At 59.7% G+C, this 22,198-nt stretch carries 22 protein-coding genes; 12 read left to right on the top strand and 10 right to left on the bottom strand.

What is annotated here, in order from left to right; genetic code table 11:
- Positions 1 to 5 precede the first annotated feature (5 nt).
- Both mutS and CKK19_RS11535 read right to left on the bottom strand, forming a co-directional pair.
- On the bottom strand, positions 6 to 2,567 hold the full coding sequence (gene mutS, locus CKK19_RS11540) for a DNA mismatch repair protein MutS (protein ID WP_063853179.1): 2,562 nt from the start codon (positions 2,565 to 2,567) through the stop codon (positions 6 to 8).
- A 113-nt stretch (positions 2,568 to 2,680) separates the two neighbouring features.
- A complete protein-coding gene (locus tag CKK19_RS11535; protein WP_022649175.1) occupies positions 2,681 to 2,911 on the bottom strand; it encodes a SymE family type I addiction module toxin in 231 nt (76 codons plus the stop codon).
- 165 nt (positions 2,912 to 3,076) lie between these two features.
- Between CKK19_RS11535 and CKK19_RS11530 the strand changes: the two genes are divergently transcribed.
- Positions 3,077 to 3,421, top strand: coding sequence for a nitrous oxide-stimulated promoter family protein (locus CKK19_RS11530; protein ID WP_022649174.1), 345 nt, complete (start codon positions 3,077 to 3,079; stop codon positions 3,419 to 3,421).
- A gap of 140 nt (positions 3,422 to 3,561) precedes the next feature.
- Here CKK19_RS11530 and flhA read toward each other — a convergent pair whose 3' ends face one another.
- The 6 genes from flhA to hypA all read right to left on the bottom strand — a co-directional run bounded on the left by flhA (position 3,562) and on the right by hypA (position 9,310).
- The gene (gene flhA, locus CKK19_RS11525; protein ID WP_023330179.1) at positions 3,562 to 5,634 is read right to left on the bottom strand and encodes a formate hydrogenlyase transcriptional activator FlhA; all 2,073 of its coding nucleotides are present in this window, start codon (positions 5,632 to 5,634) and stop codon (positions 3,562 to 3,564) included.
- 63 nt (positions 5,635 to 5,697) lie between these two features.
- A complete protein-coding gene (hypE, locus tag CKK19_RS11520; protein ID WP_063853177.1) occupies positions 5,698 to 6,708 on the bottom strand; it encodes a hydrogenase expression/formation protein HypE in 1,011 nt (336 codons plus the stop codon).
- Positions 6,705 to 7,826: a hydrogenase formation protein HypD gene (hypD, locus tag CKK19_RS11515; RefSeq protein WP_045308749.1), complete on the bottom strand. Its 1,122-nt coding sequence runs from the start codon at positions 7,824 to 7,826 to the stop codon at positions 6,705 to 6,707. Before hypD ends, hypE begins: the two co-directional genes overlap by 4 nt.
- Positions 7,827 to 7,829: 3 nt before the next feature.
- Positions 7,830 to 8,102: a HypC/HybG/HupF family hydrogenase formation chaperone gene (locus tag CKK19_RS11510; RefSeq protein ID WP_003862132.1), complete on the bottom strand. Its 273-nt coding sequence runs from the start codon at positions 8,100 to 8,102 to the stop codon at positions 7,830 to 7,832.
- The gene (hypB, locus tag CKK19_RS11505) at positions 8,093 to 8,956 is read right to left on the bottom strand and encodes a hydrogenase nickel incorporation protein HypB (protein WP_023298470.1); all 864 of its coding nucleotides are present in this window, start codon (positions 8,954 to 8,956) and stop codon (positions 8,093 to 8,095) included. The genes CKK19_RS11510 and hypB overlap by 10 nt, the downstream gene beginning before the upstream one ends.
- Positions 8,957 to 8,959: 3 nt before the next feature.
- Positions 8,960 to 9,310, bottom strand: a complete 351-nt coding sequence (hypA, locus tag CKK19_RS11500; RefSeq protein ID WP_022649168.1) for a hydrogenase maturation nickel metallochaperone HypA — start codon at positions 9,308 to 9,310, stop codon at positions 8,960 to 8,962.
- Between the two features lie 210 nt (positions 9,311 to 9,520).
- On the opposite strand from hypA, the gene hycA reads away from it, so the two are divergent.
- The 9 genes from hycA (at position 9,521) to hycI (ending at position 17,332) form a co-directional block, all read left to right on the top strand.
- Positions 9,521 to 9,985, top strand: a complete 465-nt coding sequence (hycA, locus tag CKK19_RS11495) for a formate hydrogenlyase regulator HycA (RefSeq protein WP_022649167.1) — start codon at positions 9,521 to 9,523, stop codon at positions 9,983 to 9,985.
- Between the two features lie 73 nt (positions 9,986 to 10,058).
- A complete protein-coding gene (locus CKK19_RS11490) occupies positions 10,059 to 10,667 on the top strand; it encodes a 4Fe-4S dicluster domain-containing protein (RefSeq protein ID WP_022649166.1) in 609 nt (202 codons plus the stop codon).
- Positions 10,664 to 12,478 (top strand): formate hydrogenlyase subunit 3, encoded by a 1,815-nt coding sequence (gene hycC / locus CKK19_RS11485; RefSeq protein ID WP_063853176.1) that lies wholly within the window; start codon positions 10,664 to 10,666, stop codon positions 12,476 to 12,478. The genes CKK19_RS11490 and hycC overlap by 4 nt, the downstream gene beginning before the upstream one ends.
- A 1-nt stretch (position 12,479) precedes the next feature.
- Entirely contained in the window at positions 12,480 to 13,403 is a 924-nt protein-coding gene (locus CKK19_RS11480) for a respiratory chain complex I subunit 1 family protein (RefSeq protein ID WP_032625965.1), read from the top strand.
- 15 nt (positions 13,404 to 13,418) lie between these two features.
- Positions 13,419 to 15,128: a formate hydrogenlyase subunit HycE gene (gene hycE / locus CKK19_RS11475; RefSeq protein WP_022649163.1), complete on the top strand. Its 1,710-nt coding sequence runs from the start codon at positions 13,419 to 13,421 to the stop codon at positions 15,126 to 15,128.
- Positions 15,129 to 15,137: 9 nt separating this feature from the next.
- Complete coding sequence (locus tag CKK19_RS11470) at positions 15,138 to 15,680, top strand: formate hydrogenlyase complex iron-sulfur subunit (protein WP_003862138.1); 543 nt, start codon at positions 15,138 to 15,140, stop codon at positions 15,678 to 15,680.
- Positions 15,680 to 16,447 carry an NADH-quinone oxidoreductase subunit B family protein gene (locus tag CKK19_RS11465; RefSeq protein WP_022649161.1) on the top strand — a complete coding sequence of 256 codons (768 nt, stop codon included), beginning with the start codon at positions 15,680 to 15,682 and terminating at the stop codon, positions 16,445 to 16,447. The genes CKK19_RS11470 and CKK19_RS11465 overlap by 1 nt, the downstream gene beginning before the upstream one ends.
- Positions 16,444 to 16,854: a formate hydrogenlyase maturation HycH family protein gene (locus CKK19_RS11460; protein ID WP_063853175.1), complete on the top strand. Its 411-nt coding sequence runs from the start codon at positions 16,444 to 16,446 to the stop codon at positions 16,852 to 16,854. The genes CKK19_RS11465 and CKK19_RS11460 overlap by 4 nt, the downstream gene beginning before the upstream one ends.
- Positions 16,847 to 17,332, top strand: coding sequence for a hydrogenase maturation peptidase HycI (hycI, locus tag CKK19_RS11455; RefSeq protein ID WP_063853174.1), 486 nt, complete (start codon positions 16,847 to 16,849; stop codon positions 17,330 to 17,332). Before CKK19_RS11460 ends, hycI begins: the two co-directional genes overlap by 8 nt.
- Before the next feature lie 59 nt (positions 17,333 to 17,391).
- Here hycI and CKK19_RS11450 read toward each other — a convergent pair whose 3' ends face one another.
- On the bottom strand, positions 17,392 to 18,816 hold the full coding sequence (locus tag CKK19_RS11450; RefSeq protein WP_023298466.1) for a 6-phospho-beta-glucosidase: 1,425 nt from the start codon (positions 18,814 to 18,816) through the stop codon (positions 17,392 to 17,394).
- Between the two features lie 18 nt (positions 18,817 to 18,834).
- The gene (gene ascF / locus CKK19_RS11445) at positions 18,835 to 20,286 is read right to left on the bottom strand and encodes a PTS cellobiose/arbutin/salicin transporter subunit IIBC (RefSeq protein ID WP_063841237.1); all 1,452 of its coding nucleotides are present in this window, start codon (positions 20,284 to 20,286) and stop codon (positions 18,835 to 18,837) included.
- A gap of 214 nt (positions 20,287 to 20,500) precedes the next feature.
- Here ascF and CKK19_RS11440 point away from each other — a divergent pair, with 214 nt between their 5' ends.
- Positions 20,501 to 21,514 (top strand): LacI family DNA-binding transcriptional regulator, encoded by a 1,014-nt coding sequence (locus CKK19_RS11440; protein WP_032625950.1) that lies wholly within the window; start codon positions 20,501 to 20,503, stop codon positions 21,512 to 21,514.
- A 133-nt stretch (positions 21,515 to 21,647) separates the two neighbouring features.
- Positions 21,648 to 22,193, top strand: coding sequence for an electron transport protein HydN (gene hydN, locus CKK19_RS11435; protein ID WP_017382793.1), 546 nt, complete (start codon positions 21,648 to 21,650; stop codon positions 22,191 to 22,193).
- The last annotated feature ends 5 nt before the right edge of the window (positions 22,194 to 22,198 follow it).

The raw sequence follows: 22,198 nt of genomic DNA, 5'->3' as shown, positions 1-22,198 counted from the left end.
GAGAACTAAACCAGACTCTTCAACCGATAAATCCACTCCAGCGCCTGACGCGGCGTCAGCGAATCCGGATCGAGATTTTCCAGCGCTTCCACAGCCGGAGAGGTCTCTTCCGGCACCGCCAGCAGTGACATCTGCGTACCATCTATCTGCGTAGCTGCCGCATTCGGTGACAAACTTTCCAGCTCACGCAATTTCTGACGCGCGCGCTTAATCACCTCTTTCGGCACACCCGCCAGCGCGGCGACGGCCAGGCCATAGCTCTTGCTTGCCGCGCCGTCCTGCACCGTGTGCATAAAGGCGATGGTGTCGCCGTGCTCAAGCGCATCAAGGTGGACGTTAGCCACACCTTCCATTTTCTCTGGCAGCTGTGTCAGTTCGAAATAGTGCGTCGCGAACAGCGTCAGCGCCTTGATTTTATTCGCCAGACTTTCCGCGCACGCCCAGGCCAGGGACAGGCCGTCATAGGTGGAGGTACCGCGTCCTACTTCGTCCATCAACACCAGACTGTTCTCTGTCGCGTTATGCAGAATGTTGGCGGTTTCGGTCATCTCGACCATAAAGGTAGAGCGACCGCTCGCCAGATCGTCCGCCGCACCCACACGGGTGAAGATACGGTCGACAGGGCCAATCTCAACCTTCTGCGCCGGAACGTAGCTGCCGATGTAGGCGAGCAGCGCGATAAGGGCTGTCTGGCGCATATAGGTACTTTTACCGCCCATATTGGGGCCGGTAATGATCAGCATTCTTCGCTGCGGTGACAGGTTCAACGGGTTGGCAATAAACGGCTCGTTCAGCACCTGCTCAACCACCGGATGGCGACCTTCGGTAATGCGAATACCGGGTTTGTCAGTAAAGGTTGGACAGGTGTAGTTCAGCGTTTCGGCGCGCTCGGCCAGGTTTACCAGCACATCCAGCTCGGCCAGCGCAGCGGCGCTCATTTGAAGGTCAGCCAGATGCGGCATCAGGATGTCGAACAGCTCGTCATACAGCTGTTTCTCCAGCGCCAGCGCTTTACCTTTCGACGTGAGCACTTTGTCTTCGTACTCTTTCAGCTCGGGAATAATGTAGCGCTCGGCATTTTTCAGCGTCTGGCGGCGAACGTAGTGAATCGGTGCCAGGTGGCTCTGCCCACGACTGATCTGGATATAGTAACCGTGTACGGCGTTGTAGCCGACTTTCAGGGTGTCGAGCCCCAGACGTTCACGCTCGCGGATTTCCAGCTTATCCAGATAATCCGTCGCGCCATCGGCCAGCGCACGCCATTCGTCCAGCTCTTCGTTATAACCCGGAGCAATAACCCCGCCATCCCGCACCAGAACAGGCGGCGCATCAATGATGGCGCGTTCCAGCAGTTCGCGAAGCTCGGTAAATTCGCCCATGGTTTCGCGCAGCTTTTGCACTGGCGCGCTGTCGATCTCTCCCAGCTGAGCGCGCAGTTCCGGCAACTGCTGGAAAGCGTGACGCATACGGGCGAGATCGCGTGGACGCGCGGTACGCAATGCCAGGCGCGCCAGGATACGCTCAAGATCACCCACCTGACGCAGCACCGGCTGCAATTCGGTGTAACGATCCTGCAATGCGGCAATGGTTTGCTGACGGCCAATCAGCGTTTCGGTTTTGCGGATCGGCATATGCAGCCAGCGTTTGAGCATACGGCTGCCCATGGGGGTAACCGTGCTGTCAAGAACCGACGCCAGCGTATTTTCCATGCCGCCAGCGAGGTTCTGCGTGATCTCCAGGTTGCGGCGCGTGGCGGCATCCATGATGATGCTGTCCTGCTGACGCTCCATGGTAATTGAACGGATATGGGGCAGGGCGGTACGCTGCGTATCCTTCACGTACTGCAACAGACAGCCTGCGGCACATAGCCCGCGCGGGGCATTTTCCACACCAAAGCCAATCAAATCGCGCGTGCCAAATTGCAGGTTCAACTGCTGGCGCGCGGTATCAATTTCGAACTCCCACAGTGGACGACGACGCAGTCCGCGGCGACCTTCAATCAGCGCCATCTCGGCGAAATCCTCTGCATAAAGCAGTTCTGCCGGATTGGTGCGCTGTAGTTCAGCCGCCATGGTTTCACGGTCAGCCGGTTCACTCAGGCGAAAACGACCGGAGCTGATATCCAGCGTGGCGTAGCCAAACCCTTTACCGTCCTGCCAGATCGCCGCCAGCAGGTTATCCTGGCGCTCCTGAAGCAGGGCTTCATCGCTGATGGTTCCCGGCGTCACGATGCGTACTACCTTGCGCTCAACGGGGCCTTTCGACGTGGCCGGGTCGCCAATTTGTTCGCAGATAGCGACAGACTCGCCCTGGTTCACCAGCTTCGCCAGATAGTTTTCAACCGCGTGATGCGGGATACCCGCCATCGGGATGGGCTCGCCTGCCGACGCGCCACGTTTCGTCAGAGAAATGTCGAGCAGCTGAGACGCACGTTTCGCATCGTCATAAAAAAGCTCGTAAAAATCGCCCATACGGTAAAACAGCAGAATTTCCGGATGCTGTGCCTTCAGCTTCAGGTACTGCTGCATCATTGGCGTATGCGCGTCGAAATTGTCGATTGTGCTCATGGAGTTATGATATCCATTTCTTTGAAAATATTACGCTTTGAGCGGCTCAATGGCCGATTGTTCCTTCTATTGTCGCATGAAAAAAAGGTGCGGCGCAGAAAAAAGTCACGACTTTACGAGGCATCTTCCGCTATTAATTCAATGATGATTTTTCCGTGCTCGACGCCCACCCGAACCTGCGAGTTGGTGGTAAATCCCGCTTGTTCAAGCCAGTCGCCTTTCAGGCTCAGCGCTGCGTGTACGCTGTAGCGTTTTGGAATTTTCGTTTTACGGTCTTCATGGCGTTTTCTGAAGTAACCCACTTTTAAGTGCCGATAGGGTTTGGCGATCGCGATCTGTTGCATAAGCTCTCCGGTGAATACGGTTATTTACACCTGTATAAAATACCAGTAAAACGCAGCGAGGGGAGGGGTAATTCTGGAAGGACGCTTCAGAAAACGGAATGCAATAACTGAAAATGTGCGGATAAAAAGGTATTATGAATACACTTTATTGTTGAGGACGACGTTATGTCCGGTAAACGTATTTCACGAGAAAAAAAGACGATCGCCAGAATGATCGCCCTGTACGAAAACAGGTGTCCACACGCCATAAAGGAAGAGGGGCACTATTCGGCGCTTAAGGCTTATGCCGATAAGCGGCTGGATAAATGCGTATTTGGTGAGGAAAAACCTGCCTGCAAACAGTGCCCGGTGCACTGTTATCAGCCCGCCCGACGGGAAGAGATGAAGCAGGTGATGCGCTGGGCAGGGCCACGTATGTTATGGCGTCATCCGATTCTGACCATCCGACATCTGATCGACGATCGTCGTCCGGTTCCTGAATTACCGGAAAAGTATCGGCCCAAAAAATAACCGGCTCAGCGCCGCAGTGGACGACAAATCACGCTCAGGGCGACGGCGCGGCGCAGGCAGACAGAAAAAGAGCACCAAATATCCCTGCGCCAGCGCGGGAGCGATATGTACCCGCTGACGCTCGCCGCCGGAATGACGGGTTATTTCAGGCTCTCTTTATCGATTCCCAGACGCTTCATACGCGAGAGCAGGGTGGTACGCTTCAGCCCCAGCCGTTGCGCCGCACCTTTCGGTCCGGCTACCACGCCGTTGGTCTCCTTCAGCACTCGCATAATGAGCTGATATTCATCTTCTCCCTCTTTCGCAAGCTCGCTTGCGGCCACGGTCGTTTCAGAGAGAGTAACCTCTGGCAGGGAGAGCTGGAGCACGTTCCCGCGCGTCAGCAGGACCGCGCGCTCAATGACGTTTTCCAGCTCGCGCACGTTCCCCGGCCACTCCATCGCCGAAAGGGTGCGTAGCGTTTCGGCAGGAATACTGTCGATATTTCGCCCCATCCGGCGGGCAATCTTCGCGGTAAAGGCTTTCACCAGCAGCGGAATATCTTCCGGGCGTTCGCGCAGCGGCGGCAGGCAGATCGGGAAGACGTTCAGACGATAGTAAAGATCGCTGCGAAACTCGCGGTCGGCGACCATTTTTTTCAGATCGCGGTTGGTGGCGGCAATCAGACGCACGTCGGTCTGGATCAGCTTGTTGCTACCGAGGCGCTCGAACTCCTGCTCCTGCAAAACGCGCAGCAGCTTAGGCTGAAGCTCCAGCGGCATATCGCCCACTTCGTCGAGGAACAATGAGCTTTTATCCGCCAGTTCAAAACGGCCCAGCCGCTGGCTGCTGGCGCCGGTAAACGCGCCGCGCTCGTGGCCGAACAGGTCGCTTTCCAGTAAGCCCGCAGGCATCGCCGCGCAGTTCATCTTCACCATCCGGCGGCTGTTGCGGTTGCTCAGGTTGTGGATCGCCCGGGCAATCAGCTCTTTCCCTGTGCCGGTTTCACCGAGGATCAGCACCGTGCTGTCGCTCTGCGCCACCATCTCCACCTGCTTGAGGATGTTGTACATGGCATCGCTGCGTCCAATGATTTCGCCAAACTCGCTGTCCACATTGTTGAGCTGCTCGGTCAGCGCCAGGTTTTCGTCCACCAGCCGTTCTTTCAGACGGTGGATCTCCTGATAGGCGAGGGCGTTATCCAGCGCAATGGAGATACGTTCGGCGATCTGGCGCAGCAGCTTCAGGTTGGCGGTGGTAAATACGGCTTCATCGCACTGCGCCAGTTTAAGCACGCCGAGCATGGTGTTGCCGGACATCAGCGGCAGCAGGCACAGGGTCTGGATCTTGTTGCCCCAGGTGTTAAACAGCATCCGCTCGTAGGGCGCTACCGGATCCTGCTCGCTGAGGTTTAACAGCAGGATCTCTTTGCTTTTAAATACCCGTTCAGACAGGGTTCCCGCTTCGTCCACTTCGCTTTGCTCGTGCGCCGGGTTAGCTTCGTCGAGGTAGTGGGTGGAGTAGATGTTCAGCTTGCCCTTACGGTTGCCGCGCAGCGCAATGCTGATGGCATCGATCCTGAAATAGTGATGGATCTCTTTGGCGACTTCGCTCACCAGTTCGTCCATATCGAGACGCGACAGCACGGCATTGGTGATGGCGACCAGTATGCGGAAATTATCGCGCTCGCGGCTCAACAGGTCGTAATCCACGTTATTGGTGACGCGGCTTTGGATCTGCTCTGCCACGACGGCCACAATTTGCGTGAAGGTATGCAACCGCTCGTACTCCGCCTCGGTCCAGGGCTGGTCGTTATTACGGATAAACTCGCAGCCGCCAAAAATTTGCCCTTCCACCGCCAGCGGCAGCATGCTGTAGTGGCCGAACGGGTGGTAAAGGTTGCTCTCTGCCAGCTTCGGCCAGGCCTGGCGAAATTGGTCAAAATTGCAGTGCAGCGCTTCCGGGCGGGAGAGAATACGTCGCACCGGACCGTGGGCCAGAAACGTTTCATCTTCATATTCGAAGATTTTGCCGTTATCACGCGTTGAGAAATAGCTCGCGCGGTGGGTTGCGCTATGCCAGAGCACAATGGCGGCGCTGTCCGCCAGCGCTGATTGCCTGACCAGCCGCGTCAGGGCATCGCTCAGCGCACCGAGGTCGGGCTGTTGTAAAAGTGTGCGCGTGATGTCAAACAGGCCCTGCTGTCCAAGATCGCTCATCGGTGTATACGGCATTATTGCTTTCCAATAGAAACTGGCAAAAAAGAGACATTCAGCGCTGACCGCTTTTGGCGCGGTCTAGCAAATTCGGGGTAACGGTTCAGCGTGCGGCAGATCCAGCGTGCGCTTCACGCCGTAAAGCCCGGTCAGGCGCACCCCTTTGCGCTCAACCACGTCGCCGATGATGGCCGCGTCTTTCCCTAAGGGATGTGCGCGCAGTTGTTCAAGTACGGCTTCCGCCGCCGTGCGTTCCACGCCGATCACCAGCTTACCTTCGTTGGCAAAGTTAAGCGGGTCTAGCCCTAATAGCTCGCACAGCCCGCGTACAGCAGGCTTAACGGGCAGGCCGCGCTCGGTCAGTTCAATTCCACAGCCGCTGCTTGCGGCAAATTCGTGTACGACGGCATTCACGCCGCCTCGCGTGGCGTCGCGCAGGGCTTTTACACCCGGCATGTCGCGCAGCGTCTGGATCAGCGGCGTGAGTACCGCGCAGTCACTGTGCAGCTCGCCATCCAGCCCTAAGCCTTCGCGCAGGTTCAGGATGGTTGCCCCGTGGCAGCCCAGCGTGCCGCTGACAATCAGCACGTCGCCTGCACAAAGCTGCTGCGCGCCCCAGTGAATGTTGGCGGGGATCGCCCCCATTCCGGCGGTGTTAATGAAGAGCTTATCTGCCGCGCCGCGCTGCACCACCTTGGTATCCCCGGTCACGATGGCGATCCCCGCCTCGCGGGCGGTGTGCGCCATGCTGTTGACCACCGCCGTGAGCGTCTCCATGGGTAACCCTTCTTCGAGGATAAACCCGCAGGAGAGGTAGCGGGGGATCGCGCCGCTGACGGCCACGTCGTTTGCCGTGCCGCAGACGGCGAGCTTGCCGATATCGCCGCCCGGGAAGAACAGCGGGTCAATCACGTAGCTGTCGGTAGAGAACGCCAGCCTGTCGCCGTGGGCGGTCAGGGCCGCGAGGTCAATACGCGCCTGATCTTCCTGCTCGGCGAGCCAGGGGTTGTTAAAGGCTTCCATGAACAGCCTGTTAATCAACTGCTGCATCGCCTGTCCACCGCTTCCGTGCGCCATTTCCACCGTGTTCATGCTTCACACTCCTGGTTGCGATAGTGATACCACGCGGCGCATGCCCCTTCGGAAGAGACCATCAGCGCGCCAAACGCGGTTTGCGGGTTACAGGCGTTGCCAAATAACGGGCAGTGATGAGGTTTGCATTTGCCGGTGAGTACGTCGCCACAGCGGGCGCGGGGATCGTCGCACACCTTCTGCGGCTGCGGGCGGAAATGCGCTTCGGCGTCGAAGGCGCGATACGCGGGCGTCAGGTGTACGCCGGATTCGGCAATCAGCCCCAGTCCGCGCCACTCGCTGTCGCCTTCGACGCTAAACACGTCGGCTATCGCCTGCTGTGCCCGTCTGTTACCTGCATCGGGCACCACGCGGCGATACTGATTTTCCACCACACTCAGGGCCGCTATTTTCTGCTCAACCAGCATGGTCACGCCTTGCAGTAGATCAAGTGGCTCGAAACCAGCCACCACTAACGGACGATTGTACTGTTCAGCGATAAAACCGTAGGCTTCTGTGCCGATCACCATGCTGACGTGTCCTGGTGCCAGGAAGGCGTCGATGCCGTTGTCCGGCGCTTCAAGCAGGCTACGCAGCGTGGGAATAAGCGTGATGTGCTGGCAGAAAAAGTAAAAGTTAGTGACGTTGCGGGCTTTCGCCTGCTGGAGAGTGATAGCGGTGGCGGGCATGGTGGTTTCAAAACCCAGCCCGAAAAAGACCACCTTACGCTCAGGATTAGCCTCTGCCAGCGTAAGGGCATCCATCGGTGAGTAGACGATTCGCACGTCCGCGCCGCGCGCCTTCGCCTGGAGCAGCGAGCCATTTTTTCCCGGTACGCGCATGGCGTCGCCAAAGGTGCAAAAAATCACACCGGGGCGGCTGGCGATGTCGAGACAGCTGTCGATGCGCCCCATCGGCAGCACGCACACCGGGCAGCCGGGGCCGTGGATAAATTCGATGTTCTCCGGCAGCAGCTGGTCGAGGCCAAATTTAAAGATGGCGTGGGTGTGTCCGCCGCACACCTCCATGATCCGCAGCGGTTTTTCTTTCGTGTAGTCCAGCAGGGACGCGCGGGTTTTCAGGCGATCGATAAGCTGCAACACCTGCTCAGGCGCGCGATATTCATCAACGTAACGCATGTGTTATCGTTCCTCACCATACAGCAGGGCACCCACGTCCGGCTCAACGTCGAACATATTCTGTAGCGCGTCCAGCGTGTCACGGGCTTCTTCCTCATTAATCACGCTCATGGCAAACCCCACGTGGACCAGCACCCACTGGCCGAGACGCGATGCGCCGGTCTCATCGTGGCTGCCCACCAGCGTCAGATCGACATCGCGCAGGATGCCGCAGACCTCCACTTTGGCCTGATTGCCGTCGATCGAATGAATTTGTCCGGGGACGCCTATGCACATCGTTCGCTCTCCAGCCAGTTCAGCCAGGCGTCCATCCCGTCGCCGCGCGTGGCGGAAACCAGCAGGATCTCAATGTCCGGGTTCACTTCCCGGGCGTAAGCCAGGCACTTATCCACGTCGAAATTCAGGTACGGCAGCAGGTCGACTTTGTTCAGCAGCATGAGGGAGGCGGCGGCAAACATATGTGGATACTTCAGCGGCTTGTCTTCCCCTTCGGTCACGGAGAGCACCGCCACTTTATGCCGCTCGCCGAGGTCGAAGCTTGCCGGGCAGACCAGGTTGCCGACGTTTTCAATGAACAGGATGCCGTTGTTCGCCAGCGGCAGGCGCGGGGCGGCGTCGGCAATCATCTGCGCATCCAGGTGGCAGCCCTTGCCGGTGTTGACCTGAATCGCGGGCGTACCGGTTTCGCGGATGCGCGCCGCGTCGTTTACCGTTTGCTGATCGCCTTCGATAACGGCGCAGGAGACTCGTTTATTCAGTCGTTTGAGGGTTTCGGTCAGCAGGGTGGTTTTACCGGAGCCGGGGCTGGAGACCAGGTTCAGTACCAGCTGTTGACGGGCGGCAAAGCGGGCGCGATTGCGAGCGGCGAGCTGGTTATTTTTGTCCAGCACATTGATCTCCACCTCCAGCATCTCGCGCTGGCTGATGCCCGGCGCGTGGGTGCCTGCTTCGCCGTGGCCGTAATGCAGGTCGCCCGCGTCTGAACGCTGCGGCGCAAAGGTGATGCCGGTCAGTGCCGCCGCGGGACGCGGGGCAGGAGAAAAGGGTGCGGAGCGAAACGCGGAGTGGGGACGGTGTTCATCCCCTTCTATATACAGGTTGCCTTCAGCGCAACCGCAGGTACTACACATACATTACTCCTTCTCGATTTCGAGGCGTTGGATCTGCATACCGTCATCCGCCACGATGCGCAGCCCGCTGCTCTGGCACTGCGGACAGCGCTGTACCTTCGATGACAGCAGCGTGACGTACTGCTGACACTGCTCGCACCAGCACTCCGCCTGCTGCTCCTCGATATGCAGTGCGCAACCCTCCGCCAGCGTGCCGCGGCACACCAGCTCAAAACAGAAGGTGAGGGCGCTGGTCTCGACGCAGGAAAACGCCCCGACCTTCAGCCAGACGCCGGTCACGCGCTTCGCATGGTTCTGCACAGCCTGCTGTTCGATAAGTTCCAGTGCCCGCTGGCAGAGGGTGATTTCGTGCATGACGCCTCCTTAATGAATTGCCCCTTCAATGCAATAACAGTGCCAGCTTGATTTGCGTTACGGCGTGACGATGTCAACGCTGTCGAAATGACACGTCGACACCGCGGCGGTGACAGTGCGCATCTCTTTAAAAGCCATTTAAATCAATAAATTAAAAACTGGCACGAAATCTGCTTAACAGCCGCTAACTCCATTAACCGGATACCTTTTATGACTATTTGGGAAATTAGCGAAAAAGCGGATTACATCGCGCAACGTCATCAGCAGCTTCAGGACCAGTGGCACCTCTACTGCAACTCTCTGATTCAGGGGATCACCCTCTCGAAAGCCCGTCTGCACCATGCCATGAGCTGCGCGGCGCAGGGGGATATGCGCTTTGTGTTGTTTGGTCACTTCACGATTTTTGTCACCCTGGCGGAGAGCTTCAACAGCCACACCATTGAGTATTACGTTGAGACAAAAGAGGGTGAAAAACAGTGTATTGCGAAAGCCCAACTGATGGCCGACGGCATGGTGGACGGTCACGTCAGCACCCGCGATCGCCAGCAGGTGCTGGAGCACTATCTGGAGAAAATCGCGCCGGTTTATAACGGCCTCTACGCTGCCGTTGAGCACGATCAGCCGATCAACCTGAAACAGCTGATCGACGGAAAATCCTCCGCGAACGTGGCCTGAAGAGCGAGTGTCGAGAAGTGTCGATAAGACAGTTTTTTTTCGTCAAAAATGACCATCACCAGAGGATGACCCGGTGAACCGTTTTGTAATTGCTGACTCGACGGTCTGTATTGGCTGTCGAACCTGTGAGGCGGCGTGCTCGGAAACGCACCGCCTGCACGGGCTACAGTCCATGCCGCGCCTGCGCGTCATGCGTAATGAGAAAGAGTCTGCCCCGCAGCTCTGTCACCACTGTGAAGACGCGCCATGCGCAGGCGTCTGTCCCGTCAATGCCATCACCCGCGTTGACGGCGCGGTACAGCTGAACGAAAGCCTGTGCGTGAGCTGCAAGCTGTGCGGCATCGCCTGTCCGTTCGGTGCCATTGAGTTTTCCGGCAGCCGTCCGCTGCATATTCCGGCGAATGCCAACACCCCGAAAGCGCCGCCTGCGCCACCGGCTCCGGCACGCGTGAGCACGCTGCTCGACTGGGTGCCGGGCATTCGTGCCGTTGCGGTGAAGTGCGACCTGTGCAGCTTCGATGAACAAGGTCCGGCCTGCGTGCGCACCTGTCCGACCAAAGCGTTAATTCTGGTTAATATTCGCGACATCGCCCGCACCAGCAAACGCAAGCGCGAGCTGACCATCAATACTGACGTCGGCGATCTTTCGCTGCTGCGGGCGCTTAACGAGGGGGCGAAATGAACGCGATAGTTATGATGACCAGCGGCGTGGCCTGGTTTGCCACCGCCGCTGTCCTGGCACTGCTCCTCTCCTTCCATAAAACGCTGAGCGGCTGGATCGCCGGTATCGGCGGGGCGGTCGGCAGCCTGATGACGCTGGCGGCGGGCGGCGCTGTCCTGATCGACGGCCAATCCGTCGACATCCTCATCCCGCTGATTCACCACGCCGTTGAGCTTACGCCGCTAAATGCCATCTGGCTGGTCACCTTTGGTCTGTGTGGGCTGTTTATCAGCCTGTTTAATATCGACTGGCACCGCCATCAGCATACCAACGCCAACGGCCTGCTGGTCAACCTGTTGATGGCCGCCGCGGTCTGCACTGTTGTCGCCAGCAACCTCGGCGCGCTGGTGGTGATGGCTGAAATCATGGCCCTGTGCGGCGTGTTCCTGACCGGATGCAGCGCCTCCGGCAAGCTGTGGTTTGCGCTCGGACGACTCGGCACGCTGCTGCTGGCGCTGGCCTGCTGGCTGGTGTGGCAGCGTTTCGGCACGCTGGACTTTGCCGTGCTTAACGGCCAGCCGCTGGGGAATGACGTCTGGCTGTTGGGCGTAGTCGGTTTTGGCCTGCTGGCCGGGATTATCCCGCTGCACGGCTGGGTGCCGCAGGCGCATGCCAATGCCTCGGCCCCGGCTGCCGCGCTGTTCTCCACCGTGGTGATGAAGGTCGGTCTGTTCGGCATCCTGACGATAACCCTGACGGGCGGCCAGCCGCCGCTGTGGTGGGGCGTGGCGCTGCTGATTGCGGGGATGATCACCGCATTTGTCGGCGGGCTGTACGCCCTGATGGAGCATAACATCCAGCGCCTGCTGGCGTACCACACTCTGGAGAATATCGGCATCATCCTGCTCGGCATGGGCGCGGGTGTCAGCGGGCTGGCGCTCAACCAGCCGGCGCTGATTGCCGCCGGGTTTATTGGCGGTCTGTATCACCTTATCAACCACAGCCTGTTTAAAAGCACCCTGTTCCTCGGGGCGGGCAGCGTCTGGTTTCGCACCGGGCACCGCGATATTGAAAAGCTCGGCGGGATTGGCAAAAAAATGCCCGTCATTTCGCTGGCGATGCTGGTCGGGCTGATGGCGATGGCCGCGCTTCCGCCGCTGAACGGCTTTGCCGGGGAGTGGGTAATCTATCAATCCTTCTTCGCGCTCGGCCAGAGCGACGCGTTTATCGCGCGGCTGCTCGGCCCGCTGCTGGCGGTTGGGCTGGCGATTACCGGGGCGCTGGCGGTGATGTGTATGGCGAAGGTTTACGGCGTCACCTTCCTGGGCGCGCCGCGCACCCGCGAAGCGGAAAACGCCTGTTGCGCCCCGGTGCTGATGGCCACCAGCGTGGTCGCGCTGGCGCTGTGCTGTATCGCAGGTGGGGTTGCCGCGCCGTGGCTGCTGCCGCTTCTGGGCCATGCCATTCCGCTGCCGCTGGCTACGGCGCATACCGTCGTGTCCCAGCCGATGATGGCGCTGCTGCTGATTGCCGCGCCGCTCCTGCCGTTCGTGCTGATGCTGTTCTTCAGACGCGACCGTCTCGCCTCCCGCTCGCGCGGCGCGGCGTGGGCCTGCGGCTACGAACACGAGCAGTCGATGGTCATCACCGCCCACGGTTTCGCCATGCCGGTGAAGGAGAACTTCGCCGCCGTGCTGAAGCTGCGCCACTGGCTGAACCCGGTGGGCTGGATGCCGGGCTGGCAGAGTGCCGCCGTGCCCGTGCTGTTCCGTCGCCTGGCGCTGATCGAGCTGGCGGTGCTGGTGGTGATTGTCATTTCACGAGGAGCCTGACATGAGTTTGTTACTGGCAATTCTTCAGGCGCTGGTGCTGTTTGCCGCCGCGCCGCTGCTGTCGGGCATCACGCGCGTGGCGCGCGCCCGGCTACACAACCGTCGCGGGCCTGGCGTGCTCCAGGAGTACCGCGATCTCTTCAAGCTGCTCTCCCGTCAGAGCGTCGCTCCGGATGCCGCAGGTTGGGTGTTCCGCCTGACGCCGTTCGTGATGGTCGGCGTGATGCTGACCATCGCCACCGCGCTGCCGGTAGTGACAGTGGGCTCGCCGCTGCCCGTGCTTGGCGATCTGATTACGCTGATCTACCTCTTCGCCATCGCGCGTTTCTTCTTTGCGATTGCGGGCCTGGACACCGGCAGCCCGTTTACGGGTATCGGCGCCAGTCGTGAGGCGATGCTCGGCGTGCTGGTTGAGCCAATTCTGCTGCTGGGGCTGTGGGTCGCCGCGCAGGTTGCTGGCTCGACCCACATCAGTTTCATCACCGACACCGTTTACCACTGGCCGGTTTCACGTTCGCTCCCGCTGGTGCTGGCGCTCTGCGCCTGCGCGTTCGCCACCTTTATCGAGATGGGCAAGCTGCCGTTCGATCTCGCGGAAGCGGAGCAGGAATTGCAGGAGGGGCCACTCACCGAGTACAGCGGCTACGGCTTTGCGGTGCTGAAGTGGGGCATCAGCCTCAAGCAGCTGGTGGTGTTGCAGATGTTCGTCGGCGTTTTCTTCCCGTGGGGGCAGATGACGCACTTCTCTGCGGGCGGCCTGCTGCTGGCCGTTGTGGTGGCTGCGCTCAAGCTGCTTATCGGCGTGCTGGTGATTGCCCTGTTTGAAAACAGCATGGCGCGCCTGCGTTTTGTCGAAACGTCACGCATTACCTGGGCTGGTTTTGGTTTTGCATTTTTAGCGTTCGTCTCCTTGCTGGTGGCGTGATTAAAGAGAGTGTTTATGTCTGAAGAAAAGAAAGGTCAGCAGTATCTCGCCGCGTTGCATCAGGCTTTCCCGGGCGTGGTGCTGGAGGAGTCATGGCAAACCAAAGACCAGGTAACCGTCACCATTAAGGTGAACTACCTGCCGGAAGTGGTGGAGTTTCTTTACTACCAGCAGGGCGGCTGGCTGTCGGTGCTGTTCGGCAACGACGAGCGTCAGCTGTGCGGCAACTATGCGGTGTACTACGTGATGTCGATGGAGCAGGGCGAGAAGTGCTGGCTCACCGTGCGCGTCGAAGTTGACCCGAACAAGCCGGAGTACCCGTCCGTCACGCCGCGCGTACCCGCCGCCGTCTGGGGCGAGCGCGAAGTGCGCGACATGTACGGCCTGGTGCCGGTTGGTCTGCCTGACGAGCGTCGCCTGGTGCTGCCGGACGACTGGCCGGATGAACTCTATCCGCTGCGCAAGGACAGCATGGACTACCGCCAGCGTCCGGCCCCGACAACCGACAGCGAAACCTACGAGTTCATCAACGAGCTGGGCAGCAAGAAGAATAATGTGGTGCCGATCGGCCCGCTGCACGTCACCTCTGACGAACCGGGCCACTTCCGCCTGTTCGTCGACGGCGAAAACATTATCGACGCCGACTACCGCCTGTTCTACGTCCACCGCGGCATGGAGAAGCTGGCGGAGACCCGCATGGGCTACAACGAAGTCACGTTTCTTTCTGACCGCGTGTGCGGCATCTGCGGCTTTGCCCACAGCACCGCCTACACCACCTCGGTGGAGAACGGCATGGGGATCGTGGTGCCGGAACGCGCGCAGATGATCCGCGCCATTCTGCTGGAGGTGGAACGCCTGCACTCACACCTGCTGAACCTCGGCCTGGCCTGCCACTTCGTCGGCTTTGACTCCGGGTTTATGCAGTTCTTCCGCGTGCGTGAGGCATCAATGAAGATGGCGGAGATCCTCACCGGGGCGCGTAAAACCTACGGCCTTAACCTGATCGGCGGGATCCGCCGCGACCTGCTGAAAGACGACATGATCCAGACCCGCCAGCTGGCGCAGCAGATGCGCCGGGACGTGCAGGAGCTGGTGGACATGCTGCTCAGCACGCCAAACATCGAGCAGCGCACCGTCGGGATTGGTCGTCTTGACCCTGAAATCGCCCGCGACTTCAGCAACGTCGGTCCAATGGTGCGCGCCAGCGGCCACGCCCGCGACACCCGCGCCGATCACCCGTTCGTCGGCTACGGCCTGCTGCCGATGACCGTGCACAGCGAGCAGGGCTGCGACGTCATCTCCCGCCTGAAGGTGCGCATCAACGAGGTGTTTACCGCGCTGAACATGATCGACTACGGCCTTGATAACCTGCCGGGCGGCCCGCTGATGGTGGAAGGCTTCACCTACATTCCAAACCGCTTTGCCCTCGGATTCGCCGAAGCGCCGCGCGGGGATGACATTCACTGGAGCATGACCGGCGACAACCAGAAGCTCTACCGCTGGCGCTGCCGTGCGGCGACCTACGCCAACTGGCCAACCCTGCGCTACATGCTGCGCGGTAACACCGTCTCTGACGCGCCGCTGATCATCGGCAGCCTCGACCCGTGCTACTCCTGCACCGACCGCATGACCGTCGTGGACGTGCGCAAGAAGAAAAGCCAGGTGGTGCCGTACAAAGAGCTTGAGCGCTACAGCATCGAGCGTAAGAACTCGCCGCTGAAATAAGGACTCGTCATGTTTACCTTTATCAAAAAAGTGATCAAAACCGGCGCGCAGACCAGCAGTTATCCGCTGGAGCCGATCCCGGTGGATAAAAACTTTCGCGGCAAGCCGGAGCACAACCCGCAGCAGTGCATCGGCTGCGCGGCCTGCGTCAACGCCTGCCCGTCGAATGCCTTAACGGTGGAAACGGACCTGAAAACCGGCGAGCTGGCCTGGCAGTTTAACCTCGGGCGCTGCATCTTCTGCGGCCGCTGCGAGGAGGTCTGCCCGACGGTAGCCATTCGCCTGTCTCAGGAGTACGAGCTGGCGGTGTGGAAAAAAGAGGATTTCCTCCAGCAGTCGCGCTTTGCGCTGTGCAACTGCCGCGTCTGCAAGCGTCCGTTCGCCGTGCAAAAAGAGATCGACTACGCCATCGCGCTGCTGAAGCACAACGGCGACGTGCGTGCGGAGCATCACCGTGAAAGCTTCGAAACCTGCCCGGAGTGCAAACGTCAGAAATGCCTGCTGCCGTCTGACCGCATCGATTTAACCCGTCATATGAGAGAGGCCAGCTGATGGAAAACTTACTCGGCCCGCGCGACGCTAACGGCATTCCGGTGCCGCTGACGGTGGAGGAGTCCATCGCCAGCATGAAGGCGTCGCTGCTGAAAAAAATCAAACGCTCGGCCTACGTCTATCGCGTGGACTGCGGCGGCTGCAACGGCTGTGAGATCGAAATCTTCGCCACCCTGTCGCCGCTGTTTGACGCCGAACGCTTCGGCATCAAAGTGGTGCCGTCCCCGCGCCACGCGGATATCCTGCTGTTCACCGGCGCGGTCACCCGCGCGATGCGCTCGCCTGCGCTGCGCGCCTGGCAGTCTGCGCCGGATCCGAAAATCTGCATCTCCTACGGCGCCTGCGGCAACAGCGGCGGCATCTTCCACGATCTTTACTGCGTCTGGGGCGGCACCGACAAAATCGTGCCGGTGGACGTTTACATTCCGGGCTGCCCGCCGACGCCCGCCGCCACGCTGTACGGTTTTGCCATGGCGCTCGGCCTGCTGGAGCAGAAGATCCACGCCCGCGAGCCGGGCGAGCTGGACAACCAGCCAGCCACTCTCCTGCACCCGGATATGGTGCAGCCGCTGCGGGTGAAGATCGACCGCACGGCGCGCAGGCTGGCGGGTTACCGCTATGGCCGTCAGATTGCCGACGATTATCTGCGTCTGCTGAGCCAGGGCGACCATCAGGTGGCGCGCTGGCTGGAGGCGGAAAACGATCCGCGTCTCAATGAGATCGTGGCAAACCTGAACAGTATTGTGGATGAGGCGCGTATCCGATGAGTGAAACGGTGGTGTTCAGCCAGCTGAGCCGTAAGTTTATTGATGAGAACGATGCCACGCCGGATGCGGCGCAGCAGGTGGTCTATTACAGCCTGGCGATTGGGCACCACCTCGGGGTGATCGACTGCCTTGAAACGGCGCTAAGCTGCCCGTGGCCCGAGTACCTGGCGTGGATCGCCACGCTGGAGGAGGGCAGCACGGCGCGGCGCAAAATGGAGGGCGTGCCGAAGTACGGCGAGATCCTTATCGACGCCAACCACATTGCGATGCTCGCCAACGCCTTTGACGCGGCGCTCGGCAGGCAAACCCCAGAGCAGCAGGCGTGGAGCAAAACGCTGCTCGGCATGCTGCACGATATTCATCAGGAGAGCGCCATCTACCTGATGGTGAGGAGATTACGTGACTGAAGTTTTACTGTGTGTCGGCAACAGCATGATGGGCGACGACGGCGCGGGCCCGCTGCTGGCGGAGATGTGCGCCGCGAACCCGCCGGGCAACTGGGTGGTGATTGACGGCGGCAGCGCGCCGGAAAACGACGTGGTGGCCATTCGCGAGCTGCGCCCGGACAGGTTGTTAATCGTCGATGCCACCGATATGGGGCTCAACCCCGGCGAGATCCGCCTGATTGACCCGGACGACATCGCCGAGATGTTTATGATGACCACCCACAACATGCCGCTGAACTACCTGGTGGATCAGATTAAAGACGACGTGGGTGAGGTGCTGTTTCTGGGCATTCAGCCGGACATCGTCGGGTTTTATTATCCGATGACGCCGCCGGTGAAAGAGGCGGTGGACGTGGTGTATTCACGGCTTGCCGGGTGGGTTGGGAACGGGGGTTTTCAGCCCCTCACCCCGGCCCTCACCCCAGAGGGGAGAGGGTGAAAACCGCATCGAGCAGTTTGTAGGCCGGGTAAGGCAACGCCGCCACCCGGCAAAACAGGCTACGCCAGATCCGCCCCGTTACTCGCAATCACCTTCTTATACCACCAGAACGATTTCTTGCGCTTTCGATCCAGCGTGCCGTTCCCGGCGTCGTCGCGGTCGACGTAGACAAACCCGTAGCGCTTGCTCATCTCCCCGGTTGAGGCCGAGACCAGGTCAATGCAGCCCCAGGTGGTGTAGCCCATCAGCGGGACGCCGTCCTCAATCGCGTCACCCATCGCACGGATATGCTCGCGCAGGTAGCTGATGCGGTAGTCGTCGTTGATCTCGCCGTTTTCATCAATGACGTCCTTCGCCCCGAGGCCGTTTTCCACCAGGAACAGCGGCTTCTGGTAGCGGTCATACATCATGTTCATGGTTATGCGCAGCCCGAGCGGGTCGATGCCCCAGCCCCACTCGCTCACCTGAATATGCGGGTTGCGCAGGGACTTCACGATGTTCGCCGCGCTGGTGTTGCCCGCGTTCATATCCGCCGACGCGCAGCGCGAGGCGTAATAACTGAACGAGACAAAGTCGACGGTGTTTTTCAGCAGGTCGTCGTCGCCGGGGTCTTTCACAATCACCACCCCTTTCTCGCGGAACACGCGGGCGGAGTAGGCCGGATAGCTGCCGCGCGCCTGCACGTCGATAAAGAACAGGTTCTCGCGGTCTTTCTCCAGTGCCATCCACACGTCTTCCGGCTTGCAGGAGTAGGGGTAGAAGTTACCGCCCGCCAGCATGCAGCCGACCTGGTTTTCCGGGTTCACCTCGTGGGCGATTTTGGTCGCCAGCGCGCTCGCCACCAGCTCGTGGTGCGCGGCCTGGTATTTCACCTGGTCTTCGTTTTCCCCTTCCTCAAACACCAGCCCCGCGCCGGAGAACGGGCTGTGCAGCATGATGTTGATTTCGTTGAAGGTCAGCCAGTATTTCACCAGCCCGTTAAACGCCTCGAAGCAGGTGCGGGCGTAGCGGGCGAAGAAATCCACCATCTTACGGTTGCGCCAGGAGCCGTACTCCGTCACCAGGTGCATCGGCACGTCGAAATGGCAGAGGGTCACCAGCGGCTCGATGTTGTACTTTTTGCACTCCTCGAACACCGCGCGGTAGAAGGCAATGCCCTCCTGATTTGGCAACGGTTCGTCGCCGTTCGGGTAGAGGCGGCTCCAGGCAATCGAGGTGCGGAACACCGTAAAGCCCATCTCCGCCATCAGGGCAATGTCTTCTTTGTAACGATGGTAAAAATCAATCGCCTCGTGGCTCGGGTAAAATTCGTCGTCACGCAACGAAAACCGTTTTTCCTTGCCGACTTTTACCGCCAGACGGTTTGCGCCGTGGGGGATCATATCGACCGTTGTCAGTCCTTTGCCGCCTTCACGGTAAGCCCCTTCACTCTGGTTAGCGGCAAGCGCGCCGCCCCATAAAAATCCTTGTGGAAAAACAGACATTCTTACCTCGCTTTCAGTTTATGCTTCTGCTGCTTTGTTCTGTACCGGTGCGGTTTGCAGGGCGCGTGCTTTTTCGGCTTCGTCTTCTACCGGGATATCTTCAAACCCTAACAGCAGGGTCAGCACGAACGACAGCACCACCGCCAGACCCATCACGCCAAACACCCAGACGATGGTCATCGGGTTGGCCGGGTCGAAGAACTGCACGCTGGTGAACAGCCCCGGCGCCGCCATGGAGTGGCTGGCAAGACCGGCCATGCCGGCCACCGCGCCGCAGATAAAGCCGCTGATCAGGCTCGCAATCAGCGGACGTTTCAGACGTACCGCCACGCCGTACAGGGCCGGTTCAGAGATCCCCGCCATGATGGCGGAGGCCGCAGCCGCCAGCGCCGTCTGGCGCAGCTCCGGGTTTTTGGTTTTCCACGCCACCGCCAGCGATGAACCGCCGAGCGACAGGTTGGCGCCGATTTCCGACGGCATCACCATCCCTTCTTTGCCCGTTTCGGCAATGGTCTGGATGATGGTCGGCGTAAACACGCGGTGCATCCCGGTCATCACCAGTAGCGGCCACAGCGCGCCCATAATGGCAACGGAGAGCCAGCCCAGATAGCCGTGAATGGTGTAGACCAGCGCGGAGATGGCGCTACCGATCCAGATCCCGAGCGGGCCAATCAGTACGATGGCGAGCGGGGCGGCAATCAGCACGATCAGCATCGGCTTGAGGAAGTTTTTGGTCACCGCCGGGGTGATGCGATCCACCCAGCGTTCGATATACGACAGGCACCAGGTCATCACCAGGGCCGGGATAACGGTATAGGTGTATTTCACCGCCGTCACCGGAATTAAGGCAAATTCTACATGCTCGCCCTGCGCCGCTTTCGCCATCAGCTCGATAAAGCTCGGGTGAACCAGTACGCCCGCAATGGCTATCGCCAGGGACATGTTGGTTTTGAACTTCACCGCTGCGGAAGCCGCCACCATCAGCGGCAGGAAGAAGAACGCGCCGTCGCCGATAACGGTCAGGATCGTCAGCGTCGGGTCACCTTTGCCCAGCACGCCGGTCATCTCAAGGATCATCGCCAGCAGCTTGACCATCGACCCGCCGATGATCGCCGGGATCAGCGGAGACATGGTGCCGATCAGCGCGTCGAGGATCCCGGCGCCAATCCGGCGCAGCGTAAGCTTCTGTGGACCTTCCTCTACGGCAGGTTGCAGGTTGGCGGGCAGCAGGCTCACCACTTCACGGTATGCCTGGGACACGGTGTTGCCGATGATCACCTGGCACTGATTGTCGTTGCGCACCACGCCGAGCACGCCGCTGATGCTTTTCAGACGCGCGGCGTCGGTAAGGCTTTCGTCTTTCAGAACGAAGCGCAGGCGCGTCATGCAGTGGGTGACGGCGACGATGTTCTCTTTACCGCCCAGCGCGCTAACCACGTCATTTGCCAGCGCAGCGTAATTTTTTGCCATCGGATGTGATCCTGTTATCGTTGTGAGAAGTGTAGGAAACCGGTTTCACATAATCATCATGAGTTTCTTTTAATGAAACAAGACCGCTTTTTATGCATTTTTTCGTTTCGTGATGACGATCACTCGTGGCCGTATAAAGCGTGATAACGCCGCTGCGACAATTTTTCTGCGGTGAAGTACACTGCGGCTCATCGGTTTTGAATGGAATAACACTATGACCACGATGCTGGAAGTGGCGAAGCGGGCAGGCGTGTCGAAAGCGACGGTCTCCCGGGTGCTGTCGGGGAACGGTTACGTCAGCCAGGAGACGAAAGACCGCGTGTTTCAGGCCATCGAAGAGAGCGGGTATCGCCCCAATCTGCTGGCGCGAAACCTGGCGACCAAACGCACCCAGACCCTGGGGCTGGTGGTGACAAACACCCTGTACCATGGGGTCTACTTTAGCGAGCTGCTGTTTAACGCCGCGCGGATGACGGAAGAGAAGGGGCGTCAGCTGATCCTGGCGGACGGCAAGCACAGCGCCGAAGAGGAGCGCGAGGCGATCCAGTACCTGCTCGACATGCGCTGCGACGCGGTGATCATCTACCCGCGTTTTCTGAGCGTGGAAGCGCTGGACGAAATTATTGAGAAATGCGAGCAGCCGATTATGGTGCTCAACCGCCGTTTGCGGAAAAACAGCAGCCACAGCGTCTGGTCCGATCATAAAGCGTCGTGTCAGGACGCAGTATCGCAGTTGATCGCGAAAGGCCACCGGGAGATTGCGTTTATCACCGGTTCGCTGGATTCCCCCACCGGGGTGGAGCGTCTTTCCGGCTACAAGGACGCGCTGGCGCAGAACGGCATTTCCCTGCGTGACGCGCTGATCGCCGAAGGGAAGTGGAGCCCGGCCAGCGGCGCGGCGGCGGTCTCTCAGCTGCTCACCCGCGGCGAGACGTTTACCGCCCTGGTGGCGAGTAACGACGATATGGCGATTGGCGCCATCAGGCAGTTGCACGAGAGCGGCGTCGCCACGCCGGGCGCGGTGTCCGTCATCGGCTTTGACGACGTGGCAATCGCGCCCTATATCGTGCCGTCCCTCTCCAGCGTGCGTATTCCGGTAACGGAGATGATCCAGGAGACCATCAGCCGCCTGATCTTCATGCTCGACGGCGGTGAGTTTAAGCCTCAGCAAACTTTTTCCGGCGAGCTTATCCTGCGCGGCTCCGTCATTGACGGCCCGCATCGCTGACGTCGACATCTGTCATCGTCACAAATGACGATGACAGATCCTCTTCTTTTTTATTTATCTTCAAAATCAATGCATTAAATATTGGCACGGTTTATGAATAGCTTCGCGCATAACAGTTATGCCGGAGAAGCAGATGAACCGTTTTATTATGGCCGATGCCAGCAAATGCATTGGTTGCCGTACCTGTGAAGTGGCGTGCGTGGTTTCCCATCAGGCGGAGCAGGATTGCGCCTCCCTGACCCCCGATACCTTCCTGCCGCGCATCCACGTCATTAAAGGCGTGAATATTTCCACCGCCGCTATCTGTCGCCAGTGCGAAGACGCGCCGTGCGCCAACGTCTGTCCGAACGGGGCGATTAAGCGCGAGAAAGGCTTCGTGCATGTGATGCAGGAGCGCTGCATCGGGTGCAAAACCTGTGTGGTGGCGTGTCCGTATGGCGCGATGGAGGTGGTCGTTCGCCCGGTGGTGCGCAACAGCGGTATCGGGCTGAGTGTGCGCGCGGAGAAAGCCGAAGCCAATAAATGTGACCTCTGCTACCACCGCGACGCCGGTCCGGCGTGTATGGAAGCCTGTCCGACGCATGCGCTGGTCTGCGTCGATCGCGACAAGCTCGAACAGATGAGTGCCGAAAAACGCCGCCGTGCGGCGTTCGACACCTCGTCATCGCTGCTGTTTTAAGCTGC

The sequence above is a fragment of the Enterobacter sp. CCUG 70166 genome, assembly GCF_020224095.1.
GTDB lineage: Bacteria > Pseudomonadota > Gammaproteobacteria > Enterobacterales > Enterobacteriaceae > Enterobacter > Enterobacter intestinihominis.
This window is presented reverse-complemented; position numbering and strand designations above follow the sequence as displayed.